This window comes from Methylobacterium crusticola, from assembly GCF_003574465.1.
In the GTDB taxonomy this organism is placed as follows: Bacteria; Pseudomonadota; Alphaproteobacteria; order Rhizobiales; family Beijerinckiaceae; genus Methylobacterium; species Methylobacterium crusticola.
In genome coordinates, this window is record NZ_QOWC01000029.1 from 22502 (window position 1) to 37285 (window position 14784).

10 protein-coding genes are annotated in these 14784 nt (G+C 74.5%); 7 read left to right on the forward strand and 3 right to left on the reverse strand.

All coding sequences use genetic code 11. The features are described 5' to 3' along the window. Positions 1-96: 96 nt before the first annotated feature. Together DT057_RS14980 and DT057_RS14985 are read left to right on the forward strand one after the other, a co-directional pair. Positions 97-3366 (forward strand): efflux RND transporter permease subunit, encoded by a 3270-nt coding sequence (locus DT057_RS14980; RefSeq protein ID WP_128562902.1) that lies wholly within the window; start codon positions 97-99, stop codon positions 3364-3366. Continuing rightward, a complete protein-coding gene (locus DT057_RS14985; RefSeq protein WP_128562903.1) occupies positions 3363-4823 on the forward strand; it encodes an efflux RND transporter periplasmic adaptor subunit in 1461 nt (486 codons plus the stop codon). The genes DT057_RS14980 and DT057_RS14985 overlap by 4 nt, the downstream gene beginning before the upstream one ends. Positions 4824-4855: 32 nt before the next feature. On the opposite strand, the gene DT057_RS14990 is transcribed toward DT057_RS14985, so the two are convergent. Together DT057_RS14990 and DT057_RS14995 are read right to left on the reverse strand one after the other, a co-directional pair. Then, entirely contained in the window at positions 4856-6313 is a 1458-nt protein-coding gene (locus DT057_RS14990; RefSeq protein ID WP_128562904.1) for a UdgX family uracil-DNA binding protein, read from the reverse strand. Then, on the reverse strand, positions 6310-7524 hold the full coding sequence (locus DT057_RS14995) for a putative DNA modification/repair radical SAM protein (RefSeq protein WP_128562905.1): 1215 nt from the start codon (positions 7522-7524) through the stop codon (positions 6310-6312). Before DT057_RS14995 ends, DT057_RS14990 begins: the two co-directional genes overlap by 4 nt. A 170-nt stretch (positions 7525-7694) precedes the next feature. On the opposite strand from DT057_RS14995, the gene DT057_RS15000 reads away from it, so the two are divergent. From DT057_RS15000 to DT057_RS15020, 5 genes are all read left to right on the forward strand, one after another. Next, complete coding sequence (locus DT057_RS15000) at positions 7695-7904, forward strand: hypothetical protein (protein WP_128562906.1); 210 nt, start codon at positions 7695-7697, stop codon at positions 7902-7904. A gap of 135 nt (positions 7905-8039) precedes the next feature. Next, a complete protein-coding gene (locus tag DT057_RS15005; protein WP_128562907.1) occupies positions 8040-9359 on the forward strand; it encodes a Gfo/Idh/MocA family protein in 1320 nt (439 codons plus the stop codon). Between the two features lie 111 nt (positions 9360-9470). Next, entirely contained in the window at positions 9471-10259 is a 789-nt protein-coding gene (locus DT057_RS15010) for an aldolase (RefSeq protein ID WP_128562908.1), read from the forward strand. A gap of 183 nt (positions 10260-10442) precedes the next feature. Then, entirely contained in the window at positions 10443-12611 is a 2169-nt protein-coding gene (locus DT057_RS15015; protein ID WP_407068097.1) for a protein-disulfide reductase DsbD family protein, read from the forward strand. A 255-nt stretch (positions 12612-12866) separates the two neighbouring features. Then, the gene (locus DT057_RS15020) at positions 12867-13628 is read left to right on the forward strand and encodes an SHOCT domain-containing protein (protein ID WP_128562909.1); all 762 of its coding nucleotides are present in this window, start codon (positions 12867-12869) and stop codon (positions 13626-13628) included. Between the two features lie 126 nt (positions 13629-13754). Here DT057_RS15020 and DT057_RS15025 read toward each other — a convergent pair whose 3' ends face one another. Continuing rightward, positions 13755-14732 carry a homoserine kinase gene (locus tag DT057_RS15025; RefSeq protein WP_128562910.1) on the reverse strand — a complete coding sequence of 326 codons (978 nt, stop codon included), beginning with the start codon at positions 14730-14732 and terminating at the stop codon, positions 13755-13757. Positions 14733-14784 lie beyond the last annotated feature (52 nt).

Consider the following 14784-nt stretch of genomic DNA (forward strand, 5'->3'; position numbering starts at 1 on the left):
TATCCCGGTGCGGGCGCGGGCCTGCGACGCCAGGACCGAGAACGGCCGTGCAACGCCGGGTCGTCCCGGCCCGTTCTCGTGCGTCGGGAGAGATGAATGGGCCTCGTCCAGTACGCGCTGAAGTTTCGGATCAGTTTCTACGTGCTCGCGATCCTGATGGTTCTCGGCGGAGCCGGCGCCATCATCGTCGCGCCCAAGGACGTGCTGCCGGCGGTCGACATCCCGGTCGTGGTGGTGGTCTGGACCTATACGGGTCTCGACACCACCGAGATGGCCCAGCGCATCACCACCTACAGCGAGTTCGCGCTCTCCAACAACGTGAACAACATCCAGCGCATGGAGAGCACGACGCTCCAGGGCGTCGCCACCGAGCGCATCTACTTCGACAAGTCGGTCAGCATCGACCTCGCCATCACCCAGGTCGTGTCGGCGATGAACTCGATCCGGGCGGTGATGCCGCCGGGCGTGCAGCCGCCCGTGATCATGCGCTTCTCGGCCTCGGCCGTGCCGGTGATCCAGCTCGCCCTGTCCTCCGACAAGGACAGCCTGACCAAGGTGTTCGATTACGGGCAGTACCGCATCCGCCAGCGCCTGACCCAGGTGCCGGGCTCGACCCTGCCCTCGCCCTACGGCGGCGCCCCCCGGCAGGTGATGGTCGACCTCGACCTGCACGCCCTCCAGGCCACCGGCCTGACGCCCCTCGACGTCACCAACGCCATCACGGCCCAGAACCTCACGGTCCCCTCCGGCCTCGCCAAGATCGGCGAGCAGCAGTACCCGATCCGCCTCAACGCCACCCCGGAGGTGGTCGAGGCCCTCAACCAGATCCCGGTCCGGGTGGTGGCGGGCCAGCCGATCCTGGTGCGCGACGTGGCCCAGGTCCGGGACGGGGCGCCGCCGCAGATCAACGTGGTGCGCTCGGACGGCCAGCACGCCGTGCTGATGCAGATCCTCAAGAACGGCACCGCCTCGACCCTCGAGGTGGTCAACAACGTCAAGCGGGCGCTGCCGGACATCCGGGCCGCGGCGCCCGAGGGGATGCGGATCGAGACGCTGTTCGACCAGTCCGTCTTCGTCTCGGACGCGATCAAGGACGTGGTGCGCGAGGCCGTGATCGCGGCCGGGCTGACCGGGCTCACCATCCTGCTCTTCCTCGGGTCCTGGCGCTCCACCATCGTGGTGCTGATCTCGATCCCGCTCTCGATCCTCACCGCCCTCGCGGTCCTGGCCGCCCTCGGCGAGACCATCAACATCATGACGCTCGGGGGCCTCGCCCTCGCGGTCGGCATCCTGGTCGACGACGCCACGGTGGCGATCGAGAACACCTACCGTCTGTTCGAGGAGGGCGAGCCCTTCCGCAAGGCGGTGGTGGAGGGCGCGGCCGGCATCGCCAAGCCGGCGCTCATCTCGACCCTGTCGATCTGCTCGGCCTTCGTGTCGGTGTTCTTCCTCACCGACACGCCCCGCTACCTGTTCACCCCGCAGGCGATGGCGGTGGTGTTCGCGATGCTGACCTCCTACCTCCTGTCGCGCACCCTGGTGCCGATCCTGATCGACGTGCTGGTGGCGCGGGAATACGCCGCCCACCACGGCGGTCCCGGGGAGCCGGAGCGCCCCGCCGCCGGGGCGCCCCGCACGAGGGCCGGGCGGGCGCGCGCGGCCCTCGGCCGCGGGCTCGCGCGGGCCGGCGCGCCGCTCCTGCGCCTCGCCGGCCGGTTCCGGGCCGGGTTCGAGGCGCGCTTCGCGCGCTTCCACCGCGGCTACGTCGGGCTCCTGCACGTGGTGATCGGCCACCGCCTCGCCACGGCCGCGACGGTGCTCGCCGTGCTCGGCCTCAGCGGGATCCTGTTCACCTTCGTGGGCCAGGACTACTTCCCGCAGATCGAGTCGAGCCAGATGACCCTGCACGTGCGCACCCGGCCGGGGATGCGGATCGAGACCGCCGAGCAGGTCTTCGCCGAGGTGGAGCAGGTGGTGCGCGAGGTGGTGCCCGAGGACGAGCTCGGGATGATCCTCGACAACATCGGGCTGCCGGCCACGAACTACAACTTCGCGTTCCTGGACGCCTCGTTCGTCGCCTACAACGACGGCCAGATGCTCATCACCCTGAAGGGCGAGCACAAGCCGATCTCGGTCTACCAGAAGGCCCTGCGCGAGCGCCTGCGCGCGTCGTTCCCGGAGGTGATGTTCTACTTCCAGCCGGCCGACATCATCACGCAGATCCTCAACTTCGGCACGCTGGCCCAGATCGACGTGCAGGTCAGCGGGCGCAACGCCGAGAAGGACCTCGCCGTCGCCCGGAACCTGGAGCGCCGCCTCACGGGGGTGCGCGGCCTCGTCGACGTGCACCTGCACCAGATCACCGACGCGCCGCAATTCTTCGTCGACGTCGACCGCCGGCTCGCCTCGGAGATCGGGCTCACCGAGCAGCAGATCGCCCAGAGCGTGAACGTCTCGCTGGCCGGCAGCTACCAGGTGAACCCGAACTTCTGGACCGACCCGAAGACCGGGATCCCCTACCAGCTCTGGGTGCAGACGCCGGAATACCGCAACGACTCGCTCACGGCCCTGCGCAACACGCCGCTCTTCGTGACCGGGGCGACCGGGACCCAGCCCGGGGTGCTGGCGCTGCTCTCGAGCGTCGCCACCTTCCACCGCGTCTCCGAGCAGACGGTGGTCAACCACGTCAACACCCAGCCGACCTACGACGTCTACGCCAGCGTGCAGGACAGCGACCTCGGCACCGTGCGGCGGGAGATCGACCGCATCGTGCAGGAGGAGCAGCGGGGCCTCCCGGCCCCCGACAGGATCGTGGTGCGCGGCCAGATCGAGGCCATGGATTCCGCCTTCTTCCGCCTGGAGATCGGCCTCGGCATCGCGCTCGTGGCCGTCTACCTCCTGATGGCGGTGAACTTCCAGAGCTGGGGCGACCCGTTCGTGGTGCTGGCCGCCCTGCCGCTCGCCTTCTGCGGCATCGTCATGAGCCTGTTCATCACCGGGACGACCTTCTCGATCCCGTCCCTGTTCGGCGCCATCATGTCGGTGGGCGTGGCCTCGGCGAACTCGATCCTGCTCGTCACCTTCGCGCGCGAGCACCGGGAGGCCACGGGCTGCGACGCGGTCGAGGCCGCCATCGCGGCCGGCGAGACCCGGCTGCGGCCGGTGCTGATGACCGCCGGCGCGATGTTCATCGGCCTGATCCCGATGGCGCTCGGGCTCGGCGAGGGCTCGGAGCAGAACGCGGCGCTCGCCCGCGCGGTGCTCGGCGGCATCGCGGTGGCGACGGTCTCGACGCTGGTCTTCGTTCCCTACCTGTACACCCTGCTGCGGCGCGCGCCCGTGCGGCGCCTCGAGGACTACGCATGAGACACCCGACGGACGACCACCCGGAGGGTGGAGCGCGCGCGGCGGGCGCGCCGCGCGACCACGATGCCCGCCACGAGGATGCCCGCCGGGACGACGCGGGCCGGGAGGATGCGGGCCCGGACCGGCCGCACCGGCAGGACCCGCACCGGCAGGACCCGCACCGGGAGCGCCCTCGCGGGGAGGACGCGCCACCCGGAGAGGCGGGCGGGTCCCCCCGCGCCGTGCCGCCCCCGCCGCGCAAGCGCGGCTTCGTGCTGGCGGCCCTCGTGCTCGCCGCCCTCCTCGGCTGGGGCGCCTACGGCCACTGGCAGAAGAGCGCCGCCGCCGCGCAGACGCAGCGCCGGACGCTCGACTTCGTGCCCCAGGTCCGCACGGTGCGAGCCGAGCTCGCCGACAAGCCCGTGGAGCTGACGCTGCCCGGCCAGACCGAGGCCTTCGAGACCACGGCGATCTTCGCCCGCGCCACCGGCTACGTCGCCGAGCGCCGGGCCGACATCGGCACGCGGGTGCGCCGGGGCGACCTCCTGCTGCGGATCGGCGCCCCCGACCTCGACCAGCAGCTCGCCCAGGCGGAGGCCCAGCTCGGCCAGCAGCAGGCGCTGCTGGTCCAGGCCCGCGCCAGCGTCGACCAGGCCCGCGCCAGCCTGAACCTCGCGAACGTCACGAATTCCCGCACCTCGACCCTCGCCGTGCAGGGCTGGGCGAGCAAGCAGAACGCCGACACCTCCCAGGCCGGGGTGCTGACCCAGGGCGCCACCCTGGCGGCCGCGGAGGCCGGCGTGAAGGTGGCGGAGGCCAACCTCAAGGCCCAGGGCGCCACGGTGGACCGCCTGCGGGCGCTCACCGCCTTCGAGCGGGTGACGGCGCCCTTCGACGGCGTCGTCACGGCCCGCAACGTCGAGGTCGGCAACCTCGTCAACGCCGACCAGGGCACCGGCACGCCCCTCTTCACCATGGACCGCGACGACGTGCTCAGGGTCTCGGTCCAGGTGCCCCAGAACGCCGCCGTCGGCGTGCGCGACGGCATCGCCGCGCAGGTCGCGGTCCCGCAGATGCCCGGGCGCCGCTTCGCCGGCCACGTGGCGCGCAGCTCCGTGGCGCTCCGCTTCGCCTCCCGCACCCTCGTGACCGAGGTCGACGTGGCGAACCCGGACGGCCTCCTGCGGCCCGGCCTCTACGTCTCGGTCACCCTCGCGGTGCCCCGGGAGCAGCCCCGCGTGAAGGTCCCGGCCGAGGCGCTGGTGTTCAACCAGAACGGCCTCCAGGTGGCGGTGGTGCAGGACGACCAGACGGTCCAGCTGCGCAAGGTCGAGGTGGAGCGCGACTACGGCACCACGATCGAGCTGCGCGACGGGCTCGAAGGCCACGAGCGCATCGTGCTGGCCCCGCCCGCGACCCTGCGGGACGGCAGCAAGGTCCAGGCGCCGGACGAGCCGGCCAAGAGCGCTTCCCGTTGACGTGCGCTTCCCGGTAGCGGGCGCCCTCGGGCTCAGTGCGGCTCGGCCGCGAGCGCCTTCGCCCGGCGGAGGTCGCCGACGAACGCCGCGTAGGCCTCGTCCTTGGCGTCGTCGGGCAGCCGCAGCAGGTAGGAGGGGTGGACGGTCAGGAAGCCGCGGCAGGGACGGCCCTCGAGCGCGAGCGGGCCCCGCGCCCGGGTGATCGGGACCTGGCGGCCGGTCAGCGCCAGCGCCGCGGTCGCGCCGAGCGCCACCACGAGCCTCGGGGCCACGAGGGCGATCTCGCGGTCGAGCCACCAGCGGTAATGGGCGACCTCGCCGGCGGTCGGCTTCTGGTGGATGCGGCGCTTGCCCCGCGCCTCGAACTTGAAGTGCTTGACCGCGTTCGTCAGGTAGGAGGCGGAGCGGTCGATCCCGGCCTCCGCCATCGCGCGCATCAGCACCTGCCCGGCCGGCCCGACGAAGGGCCGGCCCAGGCGGTCCTCTTGGTCCCCGGGCTGCTCGCCCACGAAGGCAATCGCGGCGCCGAGGGGGCCCTCGCCGAGCACGGCCTGGGTCGCGCCGGGCACCAGGGGCTCGGCGCGCCGGATGATCGCGTTCAGGGCCTCCAGGGAGCCCGGCTCCCGGTCGGCCATGGCGGCGAGGGCCCGGGCGGGAACGCGCTTGGCGGGCGCGGCGGGCTCCCGCTCGATCATCGCGGCGACCCGGGTCACCGAGCCGCGCACCAGACCCGGGATCGCGGCCGTCTCCGGCAGGTTGCGCCAGTACTTCTTCGGCATCTCGGCCCGCATCGCCGCGAGGTTGGTGCGGGCCGGGTTGAAGGTGCTGGCGTAGTAGCCGCACCAGCCGGCCTCGAACGCGTCCGCGGCCGGCGCGTCCTCGCGCCGGCCCGGCGGGCCGAGGCGCAGGGCCGCGCCGTCCCAGTGGGCCGAGCCGTCCGGGGTCAGGATCGACCAGTCGAAGGAGGGGAAGCGGGCGACGAAGAAGGGCGCGGCCTCGGCCAGGATGTGGTGCTCGGGCTCGAACCAGGCGACGAAGCGCTCCCGCGGCCCGGCCCCGGCGGCGCGGCGGAAGCGCAGGAAGGCGTGCATCTTGTGGAGGTCGCGCGCCACCGCCTTGCGCATCAGGGCGAGCCGGTGGACCAGGGGGTCGCTGGCGATCTCGGCGAGGTGCCGCTCGCCCCGCACCACCCGCCAGACCAGGCGGTAGAGGAGGCCGTAGCGCTCGGGGTCGCGGTGGGGGATCACCGCCGGGATCAGGCCCGCGACCGCGCGGGGCAGCGCCAGGGGCGGAGCCTCCCCGCAGCAAAGCGTCCCGGCCGCCGGGGCCTCGCCGAGCAGCGCCGGCGCTTCCCCGCTCACGAACACCGCGGCGGCGGGCTCGATTCCCGCGGCGACGAGGCGCCGGGCGGCCGCGCGGAAGCCCGCGAGGTCGGCCCCGGGCCCGAGGCGGACCGGGCCCGGCCCGGGCTCGGGGGCCGCGCGCGTCACCCGAACAGGCTCAGCTGCCGGGGCGGCTCGGCGAGGCGCGCGCGCAGGTCGAGCCGGTCGCCGAGGCGGGCCGGGGTGTAGTCGGCGGCGACCAGGAACGGCCGGGCGCGCTTGAGGCCGGAGGTCAGGCGGCCGACGTCGTCGAGGCGAAGCCGGGCGTGCCGGCGCGCGGCCACGATCTTGTCGACGGCTCGCACGCCGAGGCCCGGCACCCGCAGCAGCAATTCCCGGTCCGCCCGGTTGACGTCGACGGGAAAGCTCGCCCGGTGGCGCAGCGCCCAGGCGAGCTTCGGGTCGACGTCGAGGGCGAGCATGCCGGACTCCGTCGCCTGCGCGACGTCGTCGGGGGAGAACCCGTAGTAGCGCAGCAGCCAGTCCGCCTGGTAGAGCCGGTGCTCGCGCTGGAGCGGCGGGGCCTTGAGCGGCAGGATCGCGGCGCCGTCCGGGATCGGGCTGAAGGCCGAGTAGTAGACCCGCCGCAGCCCGAACGCGCCGTAGAGGCGGGCGCTCGTGCGGATCAGCGCCTCGTCGGTGCTGGCATCGGCGCCGACGATGACCTGCGTCGACTGCCCGGCGGGCGAGAAGCGCCGGCGCTCGGCCTTGGCCTCGGCGATGCGCTCGCCCATCTGGCCCATCGCGGTCTCGATGGCGGCGCCGTCCTTCTCGGGTGCCAGGCGCTCCAGGCTCGCCTCGGTGGGCAATTCGAGGTTGATCGAGAGGCGGTCGGCGTAGAGGCCCGCCTGCTCGATGAGCCACGGGCTCGCCTCCGGGATCGTCTTCAGGTGGATGTAGCCCCGGAAGCCGTGGCGCTGGCGCAGGGACTTCGCCACCCGGATCAGCTGCTCCATGGTGTGGTCGGGCGAGCGGATGATGCCCGAAGACAGGAAGAGCCCCTCGATGTAGTTGCGCTTGTAGAACTCGACCGTGAGGGTGACGACCTCCTCGACCGAGAACTTCGCCCGCCGCACGTTCGAGGAGCGCCGGTTGACGCAGTAGGCGCAGTCGAACAGGCAGTAGTTGGTGAGCAGGATCTTGAGCAGCGAGACGCAGCGCCCGTCCGGCGTGTAGGCGTGGCAGATGCCCGCCCCCGTGGTCGAGCCGAGTCCGCCCGGCTCCGCCTTGCGCTTCGGCGCCCCGGAGGAGGCGCAGGAGGCATCGTACTTCGCCGCATCGGCCAGGATGCCGAGCTTCTTCGCCAGGGTCTCGTCCATGCCGGCACCATGGCGGCCGTTCGTGTTTTGTTCAAGCGCGCGGGGGCCGCCGTCCCGTGGTCGAGTGCCGCATCGCCGGCCCCGCCCCGGCAAGGGAACCGCCCTGCGCCGCCCGGGGTTGAAGGGTTGATTGGAAGCTTTCTAAATCACCAGCCTCGGGAGACACCAGCATGGCGACGAACCCCTCAGCGGCTTGCCGGAGCTGCCGCTACTTCGACGACCACAAGCTCAACGGCGCCGCCGCCCAGGGCGACGAGGGCCTGTGCCGCTTCAACCCGCCCGTGAGCCAGCCGGAGCCGCAGGGGCACGGGCTCTGGCCGGTGGTGTCGGCCCAGGATTGGTGCGGCCACTTCTCGCCCGAGATGATGGCGGGCGAGTAGCCGGAGGCCGGCGCCCGCGCCCGGCGGGGCCGACGGAGCCGGCCCCCGGGCTGCGTCCCCCGGCCGCGCCCGGAACCGTGGTTCCGGGGGCACGTTGCGAAGGCTCTGACACCGCGAACCGACGAGCGGAGCCTCATGCCGGACGACGTCCTCACCCTCTCGCGCCGGTCCCTGATGGTGGCCGGGGGCGCCACCCTGGCGGGGATCGGCGGCGCCGCGGCGGCGCCCGGCCCCCAGGGTCCGGTGGATACCGGCAAGGTCGAGAACGGGCGGGTCACGTTTCCGAACTGGCGCGGGCCCGCCGACCGGCCGGCGCCCCCGCCCCCGGCCCCGCTGCCGCCCGGCGAGCGCGTGGGCTTCGCCGTCGTCGGGCTCGGGCGCCTGACGCTCGAGGAGATCCTCCCGGCCTTCGGGGAGAGCCGCAAGGCGCGGCCGGTGGCGCTGATGTCGGGCAGCCCCGAGAAGGCCCGGGTGGTGGCCGCGCAGTACGGCATCCGGCCCGAGGCGGTCTACGGCTACGACGGCTGGGACGCCCTGGCCCGGAACCCGGAGGTGCGGGCGGTCTACATCGTGACCCCGAACGCCGTGCACCGCGACCAGGTGATCGCCGCGGCCGGCGCCGGCAAGCACGTGCTCTGCGAGAAGCCGATGGCGGCCTCGGCCGCCGAGGCGCGGGCGATGATCGACGCCTGCGCCCAGGCGGGGGTCAAGCTGATGATCGCCTATCGCTGCCAGTACGAGCCGCACAACCGCGAGGTCGTGCGGCTGGTGCGCGGGGCCAAGCACGGCAAGGTCAAGCTCATCGAGGCCGTGAACACCCAGACCATGAGCCTCCCCGAGCAGTGGCGGATGCGCAAGGCCCTCGCGGGCGGCGGCGCGCTGCCGGATATCGGCCTCTACTGCCTGAACGGGGTGCGGGCGCTGACCGGCGAGGAGCCGGTCTCGGTCCAGGCGCAGATCCACTCCGCCGAGGATCCGCTCTACCGCGAGGTGGAGGAGACGGTCGCCTTCACGCTGCGCTTCCCCTCGGGCGCCCTCGCCCTGTGCTCGACGAGCTACGGCGCGCACGAGACCCGCACCCTCACGGTCCAGGGCGAGAGCGGGGCGATCCAGCTCCAGAACGCCTTCGCGTACGAGGGCCAGCGCCTGATCCTGACGCACCGGGAGGGCAAGGCCGTGGCCCGGGAGGAGCGGGTACTCGGGGCGAGGAACCAGTTCGCCCTCGAGCTCGACCACATGGCGACCTGCGTCCTGGAGAACCGCGAGCCCCGCACGCCCGGCGAGGAGGGCCTGCAGGACCAGATCCTCATGGAGGCGATCTACGAGGCTGCCCGCACCGGCGCGACCGTGGCGCTGAAGGCGCCGGAGCGCACGGTGACGAAGGCCGGCGGGGCGAAGGGCGACGCCAAGGGGCTCGACGTCACCCGGGGCCCGGAGCCGGAAGAGGTGGGCTGAGGACCCGCGGCGCGGCCGCGGGGCGGCTTGCGCGGCGGCCCGGGATGCCGGCTTGGCAGGACGCCCGCGTTCCGGCTCAATGCGGGCCTCGCGTCCGTGCCGGAGAACTCCATGGCCCACGAGCTGACACGCCCCTCCGCCCCCGCGACCCTGCGCAACGCCCGCCTCGACGGCGAGGAGGTGGTGCAGGCGCGCATCGACCTCGCGGCCTGCTTCCGGATGGCGGCGCGGCTCGGCTTCGAGGAGGGCATCTGCAACCACTTCTCGGCCCTGGTGCCGGGCACGAACGACCTGTTCCTCGTCAACCCCTACGGCTGGGCGTTCCGGGAGATCACGGCCTCGCGCCTGCTGATCTGCGACTTCGCCGGCAACGTGGTGGCGGGCGAGGGCCGGCCGGAGGCGACCGCCTTCTACATCCACGCCCGGCTGCACGCCCGGATGCCCCGGGCCACGGCGGCCTTCCACACCCACATGCCGAACGCGACGGCGCTCAGCATGACCGAGGGCCCGCCGCTGGTCTGGGCCGGGCAGACGGCCCTGAAGTTCTACGGCCGCACCGCCGTGGACGAGGATTACAACGGGCTCGCCCTCGACGAGCGCGAGGGCGACCGCATCGCCGCCGCCATGGGGGAGGCCGACGTGGTGTTCCTGAAGAACCACGGCGTGATGGTGGTGGGCCCGAGCATCGCGGAGGCCTGGGACGACCTCTACTACCTCGAGCGGGCGGCCGAGGTGCAGGTGAAGGCGATGAGCACCGGCCGCCCCGTGCGGCCGGTGCCCGAGGCGGTGGCGGCCAGGACCTACGCGCAGATGCGGGACGGGGACGCCGAGAGCGCCCGCCTGCACCTCGAGAGCGTGAAGCGGGTGCTGGCTCGCGAAGAACCCGACTTCGCCGCCTGAGGGCGGGGCCGCGCCCGATCACGCGAACGCGATTCGGGCGGCCTCGCCACGGCCGCGGACTCGGCCTAGAGCAGCGGGGCGGGGACGGGATCCGGGCCGCCGCTCGAGGCTTCTGACGTGCGCCAGCTCCTCCGAACCACGCTGTCCCCTGAGGCGGGGAACGCTCTGACGGGAGCCGTGCCGGTGGTCCTGCGCCGCGCGCCCGTCGCCCTCGCGGCCCTGCTCGCCGCGGCGGGCGCCGCCGCCGCGCAGGCGCCCCGCCCGTCGAAGTACGCCGACCTCGTGCGGGCGGAGCTGGTGGCGGAGCCGGGCGCGCTGGCGCCCGGCCAGCCCTTCGCGGTCGGCCTGCGCCTGACCATGAAGCCGGGCTGGCACGTCTACTGGCGCAACCCCGGCGATTCGGGCCTGCCGCCGGAGATCGCCTGGAGCCTGCCCGCGGGCTACGCCGCGGGGCCGGTCGCCTGGCCGGCGCCCGAGCGCATCCCGGTCGCGGACCTGATGAACTTCGGCTACGAGGGCGACGTGCTGCTCACCGCCACGGTGACGCCGCCGGCCGCCCTCGGGGCCGGGCCGGTCGCCCTGCGGGCCAAGGTGTCCTACCTCGCCTGCGAGCGGGAATGCGTGCCGGGCGAGGCGAGCGTGGCGGCGACGCTGCCGGTCGCGGGCCCGGGCGCCAGCGTGCGGCCCGACCCGCGCACCCGCGACCTGTTCGGCGCGGCGCGGGCGCGCCTGCCGGCGCCCTCCCCCTGGCCCTCCCGCGTGACGCGGGAGGGCGACGCCCTCACCCTCCACCTCGACGCCCCCGGGCTGAGGCCGGAGGCAATCCGCGACGTCGCCTTCTTCCCGTACTCCGAGACCGCGATCGAGCACGCCGCGCCCCAGACCGCCACGGTCGACGCCGCCGGCCTGCACGTCGCCCTGACCCGCAGCAGCCAGGCGCCCCCGGGCGAGCCGGCCTGGCGCCTCGACGGCGTGCTGACGCTCACGGAGGAGACCGGAGGCGGCCCGGTCCGCCGCGCCCTCGCCCTCGGCGAGGAGCCCGCGGCCCCGGCCCAGCCGGACCCGGCCCGGCCGGCCCCGCCCGCCCCGGCGGCGGACGCGCCCGAGGGGCTGTGGCAGGCCGCCCTGCTGGCGTTCCTCGGCGGCCTCCTGCTCAACCTGATGCCCTGCGTGTTCCCGGTCCTGTCGATCAAGGTGCTGAGCCTGGTGCGGCATTCGGGCGAGAGCCCGGGGCGGGTGCGGCTGCACGGCCTCGCCTACGCGGGCGGCGTGATGGCGACCTTCCTCGGGCTCGCCGCGATCCTGATCGGCCTGCGGGCCGGGGGGGCCCGGGTCGGCTGGGGCTTCCAGCTGCAATCGCCCCTGGTGGTGGCTTGCCTCGCCTACGGGCTCTTCGCCATGGCCCTCAGCCTGTCGGGCGTCGTCCCCATCGGCACCCGCGCGGCGGGGCTCGGCGACGGCCTGACCCGGCGGGCGGGGCTCCAGGGCTCGTTCTTCACGGGCGTGCTCGCGACCCTGGTGGCGACGCCCTGCACGGCGCCGTTCATGGGCGCGGCGGTCGGGTTCGCGCTGACCCAAGGGGCCGCCACCGGCCTCGCGGTCTTCGCGGCCCTCGGCCTCGGCCTCGCCCTGCCGTTCTGCGCGCTCGCGGCCTGGCCGGCGGCGCTGCGCCGCCTGCCGCGGCCCGGCGCCTGGATGGAGATTCTCAAGGGCCTCCTCGCCTTCCCGCTCTACGCCACGGTGGCGTGGCTCGTCTGGGTGCTGAGCCAGCAGGTGGGCCCCGGCGGCCTGCTCGCGGCCCTGATCGGGCTCGTGCTGGTGGGCTTCTGCGCCTGGGTGCTGGAGCGGGCCCGCGACGCCGGCCCGGCGGGCCGCCGGATCGCGCAAGGGGCGGCGCTCGCGGGCCTCGTCGCCCTCGGCGCCACGCTGCCCGGCCTCGAGGGCGACCGCGCCGGCCCGGCCGCGGCGGTGGCGGGGGGCCCCGAGCCCTTCAGCCAGGCCCGCCTCGACGCGCTCCTGGGCGAGCGCCGGCCGGTCTTCGTCAACATGACGGCGGCGTGGTGCATCACCTGCCAGGTCAACGAGCGGGCGGCCCTCGCCGGGGCGGCCGTGAGGGCGGGGTTCCGCGCCCACGACGTCACGTATCTCAAGGGCGACTGGACCCGCCGCGACCCGGAGATCACCCGGGTGCTGGAGGCCCACGGCCGCTCGGGAGTGCCGCTCTACCTGCTCTACGACGGCCGGGGGGCGGTCGCGGTGCTGCCGCAGATCCTGACCGAGGCGACGGTGCGGGATGCCCTCGCGGCCCTCCCGGCCGCGGACCCCGAGCGCCGCGCCGCCGCCGCCGACTGACCGCCCGCTCGAGGCGGCCTCGACGCCGCCGCGGATGCCCCGCACGGGCCGTCGGGACGCGGCGCGAGCGCGCGGGCCGCAACCAGGACCTCGCTCGCCGCGGCGCTGGTCCCGCCGGCCCCCTCGCGCACCTCTCCCCGGCCGCCCGCTCTCGCTTCCGGCACTCGGGGTGGGTACGCTGCCGCTCGCACCCGTTCCGGCCGGGCGACCGGCGCCCGTCCCCTCCCCTCGCCGCTTCCAGGAGTTCACCCGACGATGGCCGACCTCGACGCGATCGCCTCACGCCACGGCGTCGGCGTGGACGCCGCCCGCCACCTCCTGGACGCGCTCGCCCGCGGCCACGGCCGGGCGGCGCAGTTCAACCACCCCGACCTCGGCGGGATGGGCCAGTGGCATGCGGGCGGCATGACCATGATCGGCGACATGTTCAATGCCGGCCTCAAGGCCCGGGTCGCGGCCCTCTGCGACGACCTCGCGCCCCTCGCGGCCGCGATGCCGGCCGGCGGGGGATCGGGCGGCGCGGGTCCGGGCGGCGGCTGGTGGCCCGAGGGGCTCGGCGAGCCCGCCACCGCCGGCGCGCAGAACGACGCCCGCTACGCCTACTTCCCCGAGACCCGGCGCCTGGCGGTCGAGCGCGGCGGGCGCCTGACCCTGTACGACACCGCGGACCACCGCATCGGCGGCGTCTCGCAGCAGCAGGGGCCGGACCGCTCGCTCGGCTTCACCAGCCAGCACGGCCCGGTGCGGCTCGAGGACCTCGCCGTGGTGGACGCGCCCGGCAGGACCCCGCCGCAGGAGGCCGAAGCGCCCCGGGCGCCGGAACCGGCGCCGCGCGCGCAGCCCGCCCCGGAGCCGAGGGCGCACTCCGCTCCCCCGGCCGCGCCCTCCTCTCCGGCCGGCGGCCCGCCCGGGGACATACTGGCGATGATCGAGCGGCTGTCGGAACTGCACCGCAAGGGCGTCCTGACCGAGGCCGAGTTCGCCGCGAAGAAGACGGACCTGCTGGCGCGGCTCTGAGGGCGTCCCCGCCTCGGCGGGGGGACGTCGAGGCCCCGGCGGGGGCCGCGCGCGAAGGGGCGGGGCGCGAACCGGGCGCTCGGGGGCCCCGCTCGCGCGAGGTCGGCCACCCGGGCGGCCTTTGCGTCAGGCGGCTCCCGGTGCGCTCCAGCCGTACTCGGCCGCGTCCGTCACGCGCCGGTGGAACGCGAGCTTGCGGTCGTACTCGAGGGGGTCCTTCGGCCGCACGAGCGCGCCCGGCGGCACGTTGAGCCAATCGACGAGGCGCGTCAGCATGAAGCGCAGGGCGGCGCCGCGGCAGAGCAGCGGCAGGGCCGCCACCTCCCGGGGCTCGAGGCGGCGCTCCGCCTGGTAGGCGGCGATCATCGCCTGCCCCTTGGTGCGGTTGTAGGCGCCGTCCGCCTCGAAGCACCAGGCGTTGAGGCAGATCGCGAGGTCGTACGCGAAGGCGTCGGTGCAGGCGAAGTAGAAGTCGATCAGCCCCGAGACCGCCTCCCCGAGGAAGAAGACGTTGTCGGTGAACAAATCGGCGTGGATCACGCCGCCCGGCAGGTCCGTGGGCCACGCCCCCTCGAGGGCGGCGAGGTCCTGGCGGGTGCGCGCCGCGAGGTTCGGGGCGACCCGGTCGGCCTGGGCCTCGGCCTGGGCGAAGAGCGGCCCCCAGGCCGCGACCGAGAGGGCGTTCGGCCGCCGCATGGCGAAGTCGGCCCCGGCGGCGTGCAGGCCGGCGAGCGCGCTGCCGAGCGCCCGGCAATGGGCCGTGCCGGGCCGGCGCACCGACACGCCCTCCAGGAAGGACACGACCACCGCGGGGCGGCCGCAGAGCCGGCCGAGCGCCGCGCCGGCCCGGGTGCGGATCGGCTGCGGGCAGGCGAGGCCGCGGGAGGCCAGGTGCTCCATCAGCCCGAGGAAGAAGGGCAGGTCGCCCTCCGCCACCCGCTTCTCGTAGAGCGTCAGGATGTAGGCGCCCGTGGTGGCGTGCAGGATGAAGTTGGTGTTCTCGACGCCCTCGGCGATCCCCTTGTAGGAGAGCAGGGTGCCGATGTCGTACTCGGCCAGGAAGGCGCCGAGCGCCTCGTCGGGAACCTCGGTGTAGACCGCCACGGTCGTGTTTTCCGCTGGAGAACGAGGTGCGGGACGCGGTCGGGTGCGCCTC

What these genes read in the sequence shown, in the direction of transcription:
- DT057_RS15005 (WP_128562907.1), top strand. Translation starts at nt 8,040, where the DNA reads ATGCCGGACGACGTCCTCACCCTCTCGCGCCGGTCCCTGATGGTGGCC.
- DT057_RS14980 (WP_128562902.1), top strand. Translation starts at nt 97, where the DNA reads ATGGGCCTCGTCCAGTACGCGCTGAAGTTTCGGATCAGTTTCTACGTG.
- DT057_RS15010 (WP_128562908.1), top strand. Translation starts at nt 9,471, where the DNA reads ATGGCCCACGAGCTGACACGCCCCTCCGCCCCCGCGACCCTGCGCAAC.
- DT057_RS14995 (WP_128562905.1), bottom strand. Translation starts at nt 7,524, where the DNA reads ATGGACGAGACCCTGGCGAAGAAGCTCGGCATCCTGGCCGATGCGGCG.
- DT057_RS15020 (WP_128562909.1), top strand. Translation starts at nt 12,867, where the DNA reads ATGGCCGACCTCGACGCGATCGCCTCACGCCACGGCGTCGGCGTGGAC.
- DT057_RS14985 (WP_128562903.1), top strand. Translation starts at nt 3,363, where the DNA reads ATGAGACACCCGACGGACGACCACCCGGAGGGTGGAGCGCGCGCGGCG.
- DT057_RS15000 (WP_128562906.1), top strand. Translation starts at nt 7,695, where the DNA reads ATGGCGACGAACCCCTCAGCGGCTTGCCGGAGCTGCCGCTACTTCGAC.